Annotated in this window: 10 protein-coding genes; 6 read left to right on the top strand and 4 right to left on the bottom strand. The window is 42.1% G+C overall.

Going from position 1 to position 13357, the window contains the following annotated elements; all coding sequences use genetic code 11:
• Positions 1 to 54: 54 nt before the first annotated feature.
• The 3 genes from HPC41_RS15025 to HPC41_RS15035 all read right to left on the bottom strand — a co-directional run bounded on the left by HPC41_RS15025 (position 55) and on the right by HPC41_RS15035 (position 5369).
• Positions 55 to 3429 carry a SusC/RagA family TonB-linked outer membrane protein gene (locus HPC41_RS15025; RefSeq protein WP_172394771.1) on the bottom strand — a complete coding sequence of 1125 codons (3375 nt, stop codon included), beginning with the start codon at positions 3427 to 3429 and terminating at the stop codon, positions 55 to 57.
• A 90-nt stretch (positions 3430 to 3519) separates the two neighbouring features.
• Positions 3520 to 4716, bottom strand: coding sequence for a FecR family protein (locus HPC41_RS15030; protein WP_172394772.1), 1197 nt, complete (start codon positions 4714 to 4716; stop codon positions 3520 to 3522).
• Between the two features lie 65 nt (positions 4717 to 4781).
• On the bottom strand, positions 4782 to 5369 hold the full coding sequence (locus tag HPC41_RS15035; RefSeq protein ID WP_172394773.1) for an RNA polymerase sigma factor: 588 nt from the start codon (positions 5367 to 5369) through the stop codon (positions 4782 to 4784).
• A gap of 384 nt (positions 5370 to 5753) precedes the next feature.
• Between HPC41_RS15035 and HPC41_RS15040 the strand changes: the two genes are divergently transcribed.
• Both HPC41_RS15040 and HPC41_RS15045 read left to right on the top strand, forming a co-directional pair.
• Positions 5754 to 7388, top strand: coding sequence for a trypsin-like peptidase domain-containing protein (locus HPC41_RS15040; RefSeq protein WP_172394774.1), 1635 nt, complete (start codon positions 5754 to 5756; stop codon positions 7386 to 7388).
• A gap of 167 nt (positions 7389 to 7555) precedes the next feature.
• Positions 7556 to 8419, top strand: coding sequence for an AraC family transcriptional regulator (locus HPC41_RS15045; protein ID WP_172394775.1), 864 nt, complete (start codon positions 7556 to 7558; stop codon positions 8417 to 8419).
• Positions 8420 to 8442: 23 nt separating this feature from the next.
• Here the strand turns inward: HPC41_RS15045 and HPC41_RS15050 are convergent, their stop codons facing one another.
• A complete protein-coding gene (locus HPC41_RS15050; protein WP_172394776.1) occupies positions 8443 to 9462 on the bottom strand; it encodes an aldo/keto reductase in 1020 nt (339 codons plus the stop codon).
• Positions 9463 to 9657: 195 nt separating this feature from the next.
• Between HPC41_RS15050 and HPC41_RS15055 the strand changes: the two genes are divergently transcribed.
• The 4 genes from HPC41_RS15055 (at position 9658) to HPC41_RS15070 (ending at position 13232) form a co-directional block, all read left to right on the top strand.
• Positions 9658 to 10254, top strand: coding sequence for a porin family protein (locus HPC41_RS15055; RefSeq protein WP_172394777.1), 597 nt, complete (start codon positions 9658 to 9660; stop codon positions 10252 to 10254).
• 68 nt (positions 10255 to 10322) lie between these two features.
• Positions 10323 to 11363, top strand: coding sequence for a sensor histidine kinase (locus tag HPC41_RS15060; protein ID WP_172394778.1), 1041 nt, complete (start codon positions 10323 to 10325; stop codon positions 11361 to 11363).
• A gap of 97 nt (positions 11364 to 11460) precedes the next feature.
• On the top strand, positions 11461 to 12498 hold the full coding sequence (locus tag HPC41_RS15065) for a sensor histidine kinase (protein ID WP_172394779.1): 1038 nt from the start codon (positions 11461 to 11463) through the stop codon (positions 12496 to 12498).
• Between the two features lie 5 nt (positions 12499 to 12503).
• The gene (locus tag HPC41_RS15070; protein WP_216660764.1) at positions 12504 to 13232 is read left to right on the top strand and encodes a LytR/AlgR family response regulator transcription factor; all 729 of its coding nucleotides are present in this window, start codon (positions 12504 to 12506) and stop codon (positions 13230 to 13232) included.
• Positions 13233 to 13357: the final 125 nt, after the last annotated feature.

Consider the following 13357-nt stretch of genomic DNA (forward strand, 5'->3'; position numbering starts at 1 on the left):
GTTATTTTCACAAATAAAATCGCTATCAGCATATATTTTTAGTCATAACAAAGCCTATTTAAATCTAGCTTGTAATGTCAGGGTAAGCGATCGTGCAAAAGGATATTTGATGCCGCGCTCTTCCTTCACATTAGACCAGCGAAAGATATCGTTGCCGATCAGGCCCACACGCAAACTCGCCAGAGCCAAGCGATTGGCAAAAGCTTGATTAGCATCATAAGAAATATTAAGCGATTGCAAGGTTAATAGATTATCTGGCATCACAAAGCGAGAAGATAATTCGCTACGCCCCAAATCCTCAATACTTTTAAAAAACGTGTGATCACCCGGGTTCTTCCATCGTTCTTCGAGGACCCTAGCGTCCACATTATAACGTGGATCTGCATTTTCCACACGATCAACTAGGGTTTGGTTATACGTTTTCCCCCCTAAGCGCGTTTGGAAATAGGCGACCATCATCCATTGCTGATAACGTAAGGTACCGCCGAAAGATCCCTCCATTTTTGGTGTCGCTACCCCAACGACTGCAATATCACGAGGGTTCCAGTCATAGGTCAAACTCCCGTCTCGTTTCACAAAGACTTCCCTTCCACTTTCTGGATCTATGCCCAAGGAAGGAACCGCATAAATGGCATCCATGGACTGTCCCTCTTCGTAGCGCAATAAGGGTACAGCTTTAAATTCATCTTTCTGTTGTTCTTCATCTGCACGCTCATTATAACTCTTTAAAGCATTGGAAATACGCACAATTTTATTGCGATTTTGCACCAGATTAGCGAGCAAGCTCAATGTCCATTTTTCTTTTTTGATCGCCTGCCAATTTATGCCCAACTCGACTCCTTTATTCTCCATATCACCTAGATTTTCTTTATATGAACCAAACCCAGTCGAAGGAGCGATATTAATATCCGCCAAGATATCTTTTGTAATTTTACTATAGCTACGCAGTGAAAACGTTAATTTGTTGTTCCAAAAGCCGACATCTACACCCAGGTCCACCGATTGCGTCCTTTGCCAGGCAAGATCCTCATTCCCATAATTACGCACCGTACTTCCCAATCCCGACGAGTACCAATTATTTTTATCATAAGAATAAGTTACGCGCGACATATATGGATCAAATTGAACCGACCCTGTCAAACCCACGGTTGCACGAAGACGGAGTTGACTAATCACCTTTGTAGAAAACCATTTTTCATTGTGCATATTCCAACCAATTCCCGTTGACCAAAAAGGTGCAGTACGCTTATTCGCTCCAAACTTTGACGATCCGTCGATGCGTAAGGTCGCATCAAGCAGATAGCGGTTGTCATAGCTATAGTTACCACTCAAGAAGGATCCAAATAAACGCGAAGCGCCTACATTCGTTTCCGGACTTTTCCCTTCTTCATAGCCTTTCGCAAAACCAATATCGGTAAAGCGGTCATTGGGAAAACCAATCGCTTTAAAGTAACGTTCATCATAACTCTCCGTTCTTATATTGGCACCGGCGATCACATTAAAATAATGCTTGCCAATATTTCGGTCCCAATTCAAACGTATATTTCCATCCCAATACAATTCATTGTTACTATAACTTCCGTAGCTCCCTCTTTCATCCGCCCTTGAGGTTTCGTAGGAATAAAACTCGTTGGACAAGGGGGATCGGAAATCGTCACCGGTATTCATCCGTTTCAGCAAGGAAAGCAATCCGCGAAGGCGCAGTCCCTTTCCCAGATCAAGATCAGCAGAAAGGTTGTTCAATAATTCGGTATAGCCAGACTTATTGTAGCTGCTCAATGTCGCATCATAAGCGGGGTTAAGCACATACTCCTCGTTTCTAGTTCCTGAAGGATCTACCCTAATCCAACGATCCGACAATTGCGTGATATTACCTTGATCATCTTTCAATCTATAGTACGGATTCATTTTAACAAAATTCTCAAAACTTCCGTAAGGAGATTCCCTGCCATCGACAACCGTAATGGAGAGCTCATTTTGAAAACGGATTTTATTTTTTGGATTGTAACTAAAATTTAATCCTCCGGAATACTGGTTTCTGCCAGAACTTTTCATCACACCTGGGCGTGTTTGATAACGCATATCCACGCCATAGCGAAAAGTTTGCGCACCGCCTTCCAAGAATACGCCATGTTTTTGTCCAATTGCGGTGCGTACCGGTTGCGATAACCAATAGGTATCTATTCCTCCAAGCACATTTGCCAATTTATGATAGTATAATTCGTCTAATACATCCTGCGATTGACGTTGTTTTGTTCCATCATAAAGCCCGGCAAGCTGCTCATATGCCAACTTATCCGCTGCATTTAATAGGTTATACCCAGACAGATCCGGCATGTTTACATTAGTTTCATGCGTGTATGTCACCTGCAATTTGCCCTCTTTGGGAGCCTTCGTAACAATTACCATGACACCATTGGCAGCACGCGAGCCGTAGATAGCACTCGCGGCAGCATCTTTTAAAGTCGTGACACTCTCAATACGCGTCATATCCAAATCCATGACTTTCTCTAAGCTCACTTCAAAACCATCCAAGATAAAGGCAGGTAAGTTCATGGTTGTCGTGACATTATCCCGACGCAGCACATCTGTGCTGCCGCTGGGCAAGGCTGAGGACCCACGCACATTGATATTGGGTAACGCGTTGGGATTAGAACCGGCTATATTATTAGGTAATATCTTAAAGGAAGGATCAAAGACTTGCATAGCCTGCAGCACGTTCTGTGGATTGACCTGACGCAGTTCATCGCCACTTTTTGTAATGGCAGTTCCCGTGTAGGAGTCCTTTTTCAGCGTTTGATAGCCGGTCACAACGACCTGATCTAAGGCATTTGCCTCTTCTTCCATCTGTATCGTATAGGCATCCTTGTTGTCAACCAAGTTGAGTATCAGATCCCGATAGCCGACCATGCTCATTGTAAGCGGTTGCATGTTTCCAACGATGGAAAATCGCCCCTCCTTATCGGCCACAGCAATCGTATTTCCACCCTGTGCGATATTCACACCGTACAGAGGCTTATGATCTTTTCCAAAGATCTGCCCCTTGATTTGTATTTGAGATGATTTTTCAGCCGTTGGGTGAACTTTCTGTTCCGTTTTTCGCGGCCTTGTTTTCTTTTCCAAGAAGATCGTTTTGGATTCAATAGTATATCCGATCTCCTGATTAGATAAAAGTTTATCAAGAAATAATTTAAGAGGCATTTTTTCTGCCTTTATTGAAATTGGCCGAGCCACTTCCAATATTTTTTTAGCGCCAAGAACCTCATACTTTGTTTGGAGCTTAATGGCCTGGAGCACCTCCTCAAGCGGAACATTATGCCCAGAGTAGGTTACAGTTTGTGCGTTGACCCGGTGGCTGAGCTGGAGTAAGGCAGCAAAAAATAGCCATAATAAGGGGTTGGTCGCTTTCGAAAAACAACTTAATTTCATTAATTTTAGTTAGTTTAGTTAGGTTAGATTGCGGGATCTACTATCCAATTTGTTCATTCATATGCAAGGTGTTATGTATTTTTTTCTTCGTTATTGTCCTCCTTTCTGCTTTTTAGGTTCATTTTTCTCAATAATAAGTTTGCCATCTGCCGTCAGCTGATAGGATAAGTCCTGATCTTTTAATATTTTCAATATCGTGGACAATTTACTTGTCCTAAATGTCCCGCCGAAAAATTCGACGTCAGGAATGTCTCCTTTATATACCACATCTATAGCATACCATTGCGACAGTTCATCCATAACCTCGCTCAGCGATTTTCCGTCAAAATCGAATTTACCATATACCCAAGCCATTTCCTGCTGTACATTGACAGTACGCTTGGACAAATTAGTCCCAGTATTGACAGCCTGCTCGTTAGGCAATAAAGTTACTTGACGCCCATGCCGTAATTCTTTCACTGCCACCTTTCCCTCAAGCAATGTTGTCTTGGTTTCAGCTGATGTGCGATAGGCATTTACGTTGAAATGTGTCCCCAAAACCAATATCTGCTGATTTTTGGCATGCACAACAAAGGGCTGCTCTTTACGCTTGGCAACCTCAAAATAGGCTTCTCCTATCAGTGTTACTTCACGTTTATCTTTCGCAAAAACAGTCGGGTAGCTTAGTACTGTTCCCGCATTTAGCTTAACCATCGTACCATCTGGCAATGTTACATCGTAAGTTCCGCCGCGTGGGGTCTCTATTTTCGCAGAAACTGCGGCATTGATTTCCGCCACTTCATCGCCATCGTTGTAGCGTATACCACTGCCATCGATCACAACCTGATTTTCAGCCTTATTCAATTGATATTGACGACCATCCGAGAGTGTTATGACTGCTTGATTTGAAGCGGGCAGGCGATCGTTGACTGCTGCTACCGGAAGATTCATTCGCTGATTTCCATCCTTATTCCAATACCAGATCCCACTTAAAGCGAAAATAATACTTGCAGCGGCAACATAGGGCCATAGTCCTTTCAGTGCAGTTGACCTTTTCTTTGGGGTATGGAATGAGATTTTGGATTTTAATGCGTCAAAGCTACGTCGCGTTTCAAAATACTGAAGCCTTGTATAAGCCTCGCGCTGCTTTTGTCCATCCATACAACGTTGATAGAGCTGTCTATTGACTTCCGATTCATTTAACCAACTGTCCAAGAAAATCCGGTCTTCACCTGTTAGCGTTCCTTGCATTTCCTTTAAGACCAGTGTACTGATGCGGATAAATTTTTCTTCTTCTAGAGCGTCCATATTGAGCTATTTCGATTATAGATACAACACCGCTTCAGAAAAGTACCAAAGACAATCAAAAAAAATTAAAATTTACCAAATAAAACAACCAATGATAGGAGGTAGTTGAAAGAATCCCTATTCAAATGCTGCCGAAGAAGGCTCAAAGCGCGCATTTTCTGATTTTTTACCGTCTGGATACTGATGTGTAAAAGATCCGCGACTTCCTGATTGCTATTTCCTTGCAAGTAGGTCAGCTGAATGATTTCACGTGCTTTGGGCGGAAGCTTTTGAATCGCTTCATATAATTCAGCCATCGCTTCGGCATAAATAATTTCTTGAAGATGAGAGTTTTGATCTTGATCTTGCTGAGCCGCATACATATCTACTCGATTCAACCTGCGCTGGCGGGCTGTCTGATGGTTGAGTCCCACACGACGTGTCGTTTGATAAAGTGCGGCTTTTAGGTGCGCCAAACTCTCAAAATTACGTTTTCCCTGCCATAGCCGAATAAATCCCTCCTCAGCGATATCCTCTGCTTCCTTGGTTTCATCCACAAAGCTGGATGCGTACAAACAGATGCGACTAAAATAACGGTTGTATACATACGTGCAAGCCTGCTCCTCCCCTTTTAGGAAGTTTTCAAGCAATTCTTTTTCGCTCGTATAATTCATGGATAGACTACTTTAGCTAGGTTGATAGTTACAGTTCATAAAGATAACTAAAAAGAATCGATACTTCCTATTCCTGTGACAGGCATAATTCTTCCGATTATTTTCACCTTGATAGACCATCTTCACCATAAATTTTTCAGTAAATGCCCCTTGCATAGCAGGGGCAGCAATAATATATTCAGAAGTACATTTACAACTTGCTTTTCTGTATTCAAATCGACTACCTTTGAACAGTAGCAACAAAGCCGGTACCTAACCCTATATAAATCAACCGTAAAAACATAATACATGACACCCTTCTACAGAAAAAACATCTCCAACCGAGTATTCCACCTTATTGTCGCCTCAATCGCTTTATCTCTAGTTACGTGTTTTAGCCACAGTATGGCTCAAGGCCAAAGCAAGGCTAGCTTTTACATTCCCAAAACCATTATCGATAAAACACGGTCTGCCTCCATTAAGATGTTTGGAATTGACAGTGTGACGAAACAGCAAAACAGTGCTCCGTTCAGCGGTGTCATAGTGCGTAAAGACGGCTATATTCTTACCGTGGCACATGCCACAACACCTGGCAACTTTTATCGGGTTATATTTCCCGACGGAAAACAAGGTATCGCCAAAGCGCTTGGGCGATTGGTGGTCGACCAACAGAGCAACCTGCCCGACATTGCCATGATGAAAATGTTAGGTCAGGGTCCTTGGCCCTTTGCCGAAATGGGCTGGTCCTCTTCCATAAGTGACAAACAGCTTTGCTTTGGACTATCTTATCCAGAAACAGTTCCTTTCAATATTCCCTTTTTCCGCGCCGGTCGTATCTTAAAGAAAATGGATAATTACGGTTTTATGTGGAGTAGTTGCATCATGGAACCAGGCGATTCGGGCGGTCCCCTCTTTGATGCAATGGGAAGAGTGATTGGTCTTCATAGTCGCATAGACGGCCCAGAGGGTATCAATTTCGAAGTTCCTGTAGACAGTTATCGCAAATATTGGAACAGCTTGACTCATGCCGTGGCGATCAGTATCTATCCCATCTCAACAGATGCTATTGTGGGTGATCCCGCCAAAGCGCAGCTTTTAAAAATAGCCCTAAAAAAACCGGCTAAACAACCGAAAGTCTCGATCCAGTCACTTCCGATAAGCAGTATAAGCCATGGCGATACCCTGCACATTCTTGGCACAGCATTTAAACTATCAAACAATAGACAGGTCATCTTATCAAAAAGCAGTCAAGTAGCCGAAAACCCAACGTTGAAGATCGGGAAAAGTACTTACCCCCTAACGGTCTTGCTAAGAGATGAAAAAACCGATTTGATAGCCTTATCTTCACCCAGCAAATTATTTCCAGGATTCGCTATTTACACGGTAACAGACCAAGCGATAACAGACTCCTTGGTCGGGCTAAATCTATGGTCTTTGCTTACGGCCAATCAAAGTAAAGCTGGTGTACTCGGCATGTCTTCTCAAGCTTTTCCGCGCATTCCTGCTCCTGGGACTTTCGATGCACAGATGCAGGAAATGAATGGTCTTCCGACTTTAACAAAGATAGACAGTCTAGGAGCCGCTCGACGCGCAGGCCTGCAATCCGGAGATCAGATTACAGCGCTAAATGGCAATGATGTATCCAGTGCCCTAAAAATCAATGCTGCCATGCAAAAATTTTCTGCCGGTGATACACTATTGGTTCAATATCGACGTGGGATAGCCGATCTCCAAACAAAGGTAATTTTGTCTAAATGGCGAATTCGGGAAAACCCACATCCTGCGGACAATATCCGCGGAGGCAAATCCATTCGTAGAGACGATTTTCCAAGTGTATTTTTACATGACTCACGTATTCATGCCAACGAGTGTGGCAGCCCGATCGTTGACGATCAAGGCAATTTTATCGGGATAAATATTGCGCGATTTAGCCATACAGCCTGCCTAGCAATTCCTCGACACCATGTACGGGAATTTTTATCCAAAGTACTAACTGAACATTTAAAGAATCAAAAAACTAGCACAGTAGCCGGCATTTAATGATATGACACCAGTCACCTAAAATGTATTTTTATCATATCATTAATCTTACGTTTGCATATTGCTTTTAGGATTAGGATACATTATTGATTTGAGTGTATCCAATTACCCCAATGTTTTCAACGATAATGATTATTATTGCCAAGAATTAATTTTCGTTGACCACCATGATAAACCGGCAAAAAAACAGACTTGATTTTACTTTATTAAATATAGGTTATGCTGAACACGATGCGGACTGGAATTTTAAGAATATCAAAAGTCCTTTTGCCCGGCTACATTATGTTTGCGCGGGTGAGGCGCATATTATTTTACAGAACGAAGTGATTAAACTGCAACCGGGGCATCTTTACCTGACACCAGCGCATGTGCATCATGGTTACGAATGCCTCGGTAAATTTTCGTTGTATTATATCCATATTTATGAAAACCCTTCCCTCAGATCGAGTATTTTTGACCATTACACTTTTCCAAAGACCATCGAGGTCAATCAGCTATTGCATGAGCTCATCATTCGACTTCATCAGATCAATCCCGGCAGTGCCCTGTCAATTTACGACCCTAAAAGTTACGAAAACTCCGCAGCAATAATCAAAAGTATCGCCCTACAAGGAGCATCTCCATATGCCCTAGAGGCCGAAAGCCAAGCAATTATCCAATTGCTAATGAGCCGTTTTTTAGCCGTAGCAACCGCTAAAATGCCGCAGGTCGAAAAACGTCTCGTCCGGGTACTTGACTATATCGACGAACATATCCAGCAACCCATTACTATCGATCAGCTCGCCGATTTGACCTTTCTTTCCAAAGATCACCTTATCCGTTTATTTAAAAAACACCTGAATGAAACTCCAGTGAGCTATATAAACCGGAAGAAAATAGAAAAAGCCCAGTTAATGATGCTAGCTGATGATAGTAGCATCCAAGAGCTGAGCTTTAGGTTAGGCTTTGAAAATATATCTTACTTCAATAGACTATTTAAAAAAGTAACCGGCGAAACACCCACTGGTTACAAACGCAGCATGATAAAATAACCAATGGAGCCACCTACTTTAGATTAAGTCAAACCCGCAGCAGCCAGTTCATTCCAAAATGCTGACGAGATCTTTCGGGTAGCCATGTCTACATTAGTTTGCACTTTTTCAGCTTTGCTCGTATTCAAGGCGACAGCTTTGATGCCATCAATCCCAAACCCATAAGCAAAGCAGGCTTCAGCGGGGGTAACAGCATACTGCTGACAGATTTTCCAGAATTGATCCCGCCATTCATATAATGCTTTGCCTTGCTCGCTGTTTCGATCAACCAGCTGATAATTGTAATAATCACTGCCGACCAAAAATCCGCCATTGAATACTGCCGAATTGATGACAGTAATATTTGCTGCTGCCAGCTCAGCTATAAAAGTCAATAATTCAGCCGGATGATCGTGTATCGTCAAGCTATTGGCAATCATCACCCAATCCATATCAACGTCCTGAACGAGACGTTGAATGGTCTTCCAGCTTTTGGACCCAACCCCTACTGCCAGCACCCTACCTTGATTTTTCAATTCGATCAGTGCACGATAGGCTTCCAGGATATCCTGATAACGTTGGTTTTCATCGGCCTGGTTCAGTGCTTTGGCTAGATATTCATCGGGATCATGTACGGAGACCAATTGTGCAGGGTAATCCCCTAACAATTCATTTCCCTGATAAAAGCATTGCAAGATCCCTTCATAGCTAATCCGCTGTTCTGCATCATAATTCAGTCCTTTCCATACCCCGGGCTCAAAGGTGGGTTCATCTGTCGTCAGCGGAATCTGGTACCAGCCCAGTTTATTGCTGATCAATACGGTAGAAGGATCAATTTCCAGTTGTTTCAGTCCTGCACCTAGCGATTCCAACGACAGGCCAGCGCCATATTTACCTGCCGTATCGAAAACGGCCAATCCATTAGCTTGCTGAATACAGGCGCGTATAATTTCCAATTTGTCTGAAAATGGTATTTCATTGTATAGGTTACCTAAACTACTCGTCCCATAGATGACCTTTGGAAGTTGCACTAAGGGCAATTTCTTGATTGTTGTCGGTATCATTATCTGTTTTTGTAGTAAATGGTCAATACTACAAAGTAAAGTGGAATAAAAATTATGCTATATCGACTTAAATTAAAAAAATATCGACGTAATCATCACCACTTTTACCTTCGTCACTATAGACATGCCGTTCGTCAAAGACTTTTCTGCAAGCTACAGCTCCTTCGTTTTTTTGCATATATCAAAACAATAAAAATGAACAGAAAAGCAATTTTATCATGCGTTGTACTCTTCGCGATGATGTTAAGCAAAATGGTGTTTGCACAGGAGCAGCCCCGCATTCAAATCGGTATCAAAGGTGGGAGCAGCCTTAACAAGCTCAATACGGAGCTGGCAGATTTAGACGACAAATATGCATTGGGCCTCCATATCGGTGGTATGGCACGTTTCAATCTCGGAAGAGCATACGTTCAGGGTGAGGCACTTTTCAGCAAACGTAAAGCTGCGCTCAAACCACAGGGGCAGACTGAATCAAAACTCAAATGGAATGCCATCGATATTCCGGTAATGGTCGGCTACAAAGTCGTTCAGCAGCAAGACATGAATTTGCGCGTATTTGCAGGGGCGGTGTACAATTATACGCTGAATGACAACTTATCACCACTAAAGGGGATCAAAGAGAGTGTCAAACATTTCGATAAGTCAAATATTCAGTTTACGGGTGGACTTGGTGTTGATATCCAAAAATTCAGTATCGATGTCCGTTACGAACGGGGGTTTTCTGATCTCAGCAAATCTTTCAAGTCCAAGCCACAAGCATTTTCCATTGGCGTAGGTTATTTCATATTCTAACATACCCTTTAACGCTAAACTTTGAAGGCAATTTCATACTCGCCTTCAAAGTTCTTTTGTTTTTACCTATGCTGAGCACCAAATACCTATACAGGCATCTTTTTCTCCTTATTTTCTGGGCTGCGCTCTGGTTTGTCGTATGGATCCAAATCAAGCAGGACCTGGGCACATCAGTTGCTTTGCTATATACCTCAAGCGTGATGGTCGTAGCAATTGCCATTGCAAAGATCTTGAGTGATAGTGTCCTGCCAAAAGCGCTTAAGACGAAACAAATGAAATCTTTTATTCTTCAAGCGATTTGCTTTACCCTCCTATTGGCATTGTGGATGGGGACACTTGATTTCTTTTTTATCTATTCAGATCAGTACCTGTCGACAAAAGAAAAAACCACCCTGCTATTGGTCCAATTTTATAAAGCGATTATTTCATCGTTATTGATGAATGGAACAGCCTGCGGTATCCGATTTTATCAGGAGCATGCGGACATACAACAGGAGCACAACCTGTTACAGCAGTTGGTATTGGAAAATCAGATCAAATCACTACGAGATCAGATCAATCCACACTTGATGTTCAATGCCTTAAACCACATTCAAAAGCTGATGAAAAAGAACATCAAACAAGCCGAGTATCTTTTATTAAAATTTTCAGATATGCTACGTTATCAACTCTATGAAAGCAACCTGTCCGATGTGCTCCTTTCCCGTGAACTTCAATACCTAGAAGATTTTATCACTATCGAAAAAATCCGATGTGGAGATTGGTTAACAATCCATAGCCACTGCAGGATTAGCACTTCCGGGCTACGTATTGTACCATTGATTCTCATCCCTTTCGTCGAAAACGCATTCAAACATGTAGCCCTCCATCCTGATCAACTTAGTGAGATTACAGTTGACTGCCAGGAAGAAAAAGGAAGGCTCCGTTTTACCCTCAGAAACAGCCTTCAGGAAACATCTGTTGGCACAACTGAAAAGTATACGCAAGCAGCATTTGAACAGATCACAAAAGGGCTGGACCTACACTATGCAAACAAATATATATTTACCGTAGAACAAACAGCACATTGCTTTACGCAATTTGTGCAAATCGATTTATTCCAGCCGTAACCTATTGGTATCAGTAAACACCTGAGTGTAAGAGCAAACTCTGCCACTGTGCACCATTGGCCCCTCAACATCAAATCTATTTAGCTATTTTTGTCCTATGTTTAAAAAAAACTATCTCTATCGGAATCTCTTCCTCATGTTTTTCTGGCTCGTACTCTGGTTTGCGGTTTGGATTCAGGTGAAGCAGGATCTAGGTGCAGAAAATGCGCTTTTCCATAGTTCTGGGGTAATGCTATCGTCTATCCTCATCTCACAACTCCTGAGCGACAGCATTTTACCGAAAGCTATTAAAACACAAAAAATGAAGCCTTTTGTCTTCAAAGCCATTTTTTTTGTTCTTATTTTAGCTATACTGATCGGCTCAGTGGATGCCTATTTTATTATACAAAACCAGCAACTTTCAAATAGCGATCGTTCCATGCTTTTGTTCGTCCAAAGCTATAAGGCCATCCCATCTTCCTTGCTAATCAATGGTACCGCATGTGGCATCCGGTTCTATCAAGAACATGCAAATATTCAACATGATCACAGCCAATTGCAACAAAATTTCCTGGAGAGTCAGGTCAAAATTTTACAGGATCAGGTCAATCCCCACTTTATGTTCAATGTATTGAATCATATCCATATCCTGATGAAAAAAAACGTCGACATGGCCGATTATTTATTATTAAAATTTTCTGACATTCTACGTTATCAATTATACGAATGTAATCAACCATTCGTGCTATTGAGCCGTGAACTGCAATATTTACAAAATTTTATCAGCATTGAACAATTGCGTTGGGGTGATGAACTGACGGTGGAATGTAATTGGTCACAATCAACAGAAGATCTACATATCACGCCGTTACTTCTAATCTGTTTTGTCGAAAACGCATTTAAACATGTCGCTCGGCTTCCGGATCAAAAAGGTAAAATTAGCCTCAACTGTGTTGAAGTAGGGGGGCATTTACAATTCCAGATCAGCAACAGCTATCAGGATTATCCCCAGCAAATTTCACCGCGACATTCTGGCATTGGGCTCGAAAATGTCAAAAAAAGACTAGACTTGCAATATGAAAAGCTCTACGCCCTAAAAATTGAAAAGCAAGATGGCAATTTTTGCGTTGAGTTGAAGATCGATCTTAACTGCTAAGAGCAATGGAACAAAAAAAGATGAGATGTATCATCGTGGACGATGAACCCCTATTACGGCAGCATGTTGCCGAGATGACTGAGCAAGTCAACTTCCTGGAGCTTATTGAAACTTTTCCATCGGCTCTGTCAGCTGCACCGAGATTGCAGCAAGGCGATATAGACCTTATTTTTCTCGATATCAATATGCCCTACCTCAATGGTATTGATTTTTTGGAGTCACTCGAAACGCCACCTTTATGCATTTTCATTACGGCTTATTCGGAATATGCTTTAGAAGGATTTCGGTTACAGGCGGTCGATTATCTATTAAAACCTATTGTCTTCCAACGTTTCTTTCAAGCAGCAACCAAAGCCTATCAACAGTTTATCCAACGCAACAAGACACTCTCAGAACCCAGTGCCAATGATACCATGCTCTTTGTCCGACAGGGCGATGCTTTTGTTAAAATTTCCTGGACTGATATACTTTATGCCGAGAGTATGCAAAATTATACCAAGCTACACTTTAAGGAGCGGATACTTACCATTCACCAGACCATGTTGGCGCTGGAGGAAGCCTTACCAAACAACCATTTCTTTCGCATACATAAGTCGTTCCTGGTCAATGTCAATCATATCGATATTATCGCCGGAGGGCGCGTATATATTGCAGATCAAGAATTGCCGATCTCCCGTACAAAAAGAGAGGAATTGCTACAAAATGTTGTTTTTAGGAAACTTCTCAGTCGCTAATTGGTTGTATTACCATTCCGCAGGTGGTCGGTCCAAGAAATTCGCAGGAATTGGAGCGAAGAACCAGATACTTTTGAATGAAATGAATCGCTGCCAATTTGTCACACCAATTCACTTGGCACAAA

It is taken from the genome of Sphingobacterium prati (assembly GCF_013167215.1).
Classification (GTDB): Bacteria; Bacteroidota; Bacteroidia; order Sphingobacteriales; family Sphingobacteriaceae; genus Sphingobacterium; species Sphingobacterium prati.

Bases quoted from the DNA above. Each gene is read 5' to 3' on its own strand.
- HPC41_RS15040 (WP_172394774.1), top strand. From the start codon at position 5,754: ATGGCTCAAGGCCAAAGCAAGGCTAGCTTTTACATTCCCAAAACCATT.
- HPC41_RS15030 (WP_172394772.1), bottom strand. From the start codon at position 4,716: ATGGACGCTCTAGAAGAAGAAAAATTTATCCGCATCAGTACACTGGTC.
- HPC41_RS15025 (WP_172394771.1), bottom strand. From the start codon at position 3,429: ATGAAATTAAGTTGTTTTTCGAAAGCGACCAACCCCTTATTATGGCTA.
- HPC41_RS15065 (WP_172394779.1), top strand. From the start codon at position 11,461: ATGTTTAAAAAAAACTATCTCTATCGGAATCTCTTCCTCATGTTTTTC.
- HPC41_RS15055 (WP_172394777.1), top strand. From the start codon at position 9,658: ATGAACAGAAAAGCAATTTTATCATGCGTTGTACTCTTCGCGATGATG.
- HPC41_RS15045 (WP_172394775.1), top strand. From the start codon at position 7,556: ATGATAAACCGGCAAAAAAACAGACTTGATTTTACTTTATTAAATATA.
- HPC41_RS15060 (WP_172394778.1), top strand. From the start codon at position 10,323: ATGCTGAGCACCAAATACCTATACAGGCATCTTTTTCTCCTTATTTTC.
- HPC41_RS15070 (WP_216660764.1), top strand. From the start codon at position 12,504: ATGGAACAAAAAAAGATGAGATGTATCATCGTGGACGATGAACCCCTA.
- HPC41_RS15050 (WP_172394776.1), bottom strand. From the start codon at position 9,462: ATGATACCGACAACAATCAAGAAATTGCCCTTAGTGCAACTTCCAAAG.
- HPC41_RS15035 (WP_172394773.1), bottom strand. From the start codon at position 5,369: ATGAATTATACGAGCGAAAAAGAATTGCTTGAAAACTTCCTAAAAGGG.